The 1168-nt window shown below is 70.2% G+C and carries 1 protein-coding gene; it reads left to right on the top strand.

Annotated features, from left to right (window positions below; genetic code table 11):
- Nucleotides 1-165: 165 nt before the first annotated feature.
- Entirely contained in the window at nt 166-1005 is an 840-nt protein-coding gene (locus ABTZ89_RS38820; RefSeq protein WP_351054497.1) for an NAD(P)H-binding protein, read from the top strand.
- Nucleotides 1006-1168 lie beyond the last annotated feature (163 nt).

Below are 1168 nucleotides of genomic sequence, written 5' to 3'. Positions count from 1 at the left end.
CCCCTTTCTCCCCCACCCCCCCGGGCACGCCCCCAAATTACATTGCATTTGGCGGGTCCGATTTCCATTGAATTTGCGGACCTCCGGAGCGGGGTTGGACGATCGATTATGGGATCTAGCTCCTCGGCTATGGGGAGTCCAGTCGATCACGGCTTTGCTGGGGGCATGTCCGACAACGAACTGAAGTCAGTGCTCGTCCTCGGTGCCACCGGCCGGACCGGTCGCCGGGTCCTCGATCGCCTCTCCGCCCTGGGACGGCCGGTGCGCGCCGGATCCCGCTCCGCCGCACCGGCTTTCGACTGGACGGATTCCGCCGGCTGGCCCGCCGTGCTGTCCGGCGTCGACGCCGCGTACGTGTCCTACCAGCCGGATCTCGCCGTTCCCGGGGCTGCCGAGGTGGTCCGAGAGTTCGCCGAGTTGGCCGTGCGCAGCGGGGTCCGGCGGCTGGTGCTGCTGTCCGGCCGCGGGGAGACCGGTGCGCAGCAAGCCGAGGCGGCAGTCCGCGCATCCGGTGCGGAGTGGACGGTCGTGCGCGCGGCCTGGTTCCAGCAGAACTTCTCCGAGGACTTCCTGGTCGAAGCCGTGCGGGCCGGGGAGGTCGCGCTGCCGGTCGGTGCGGTGGGGGAGCCGTTCGTCGACGCCGACGACATCGCCGACGTCGCGGTCGCGGCGCTCACCGAGGACGGGCACGCGGGGCAGACCTACGAGGTGACCGGGCCGCGGCTGCTCACGTGCGCCGAGGCGGTCGGCGAGATCGCCGCTGCCGCCGGACGCGACATCGCATACCTGTCGATCAGCACCGAGCAGTACCGCGCGGCGATGGCCGAGCACGGCGTGCCGCCGGAGGTCGTGTCGATGGTGGAGCACCTGTTCACCGAAGTCCTCGACGGCCGCAACGCCCACCTGGCCGACGGCGTCCACCGAGCCCTGGGCCGCGAACCCCGCGATTTCGCCGACTACGCCCGGAGAACCGCTCCCACCGGGGTCTGGAACCCGCTCATCTGAGCACCGGGAACCGCAGTTTCAATTGAAACTGCGGGCACCAGGCACGGAGATCTGCAGTTCGCTCGGTGGGACGCGGTGTCGCAGCAGTGCGAGAACCAGGTCACGCGGGGCCTGCTCACCGAGCTGGCGGTGGAGAAGCTGGAGTCGCGGACCGAGGAAGGCC

The sequence above is a fragment of the Saccharopolyspora sp. NPDC002686 genome, assembly GCF_040295745.1.
In the GTDB taxonomy this organism is placed as follows: Bacteria; Actinomycetota; Actinomycetes; order Mycobacteriales; family Pseudonocardiaceae; genus Saccharopolyspora; species Saccharopolyspora oryzae.
This window is presented reverse-complemented; position numbering and strand designations above follow the sequence as displayed.

What these genes read in the sequence shown, in the direction of transcription:
- ABTZ89_RS38820 (WP_351054497.1), top strand. Translation starts at nt 166, where the DNA reads ATGTCCGACAACGAACTGAAGTCAGTGCTCGTCCTCGGTGCCACCGGC.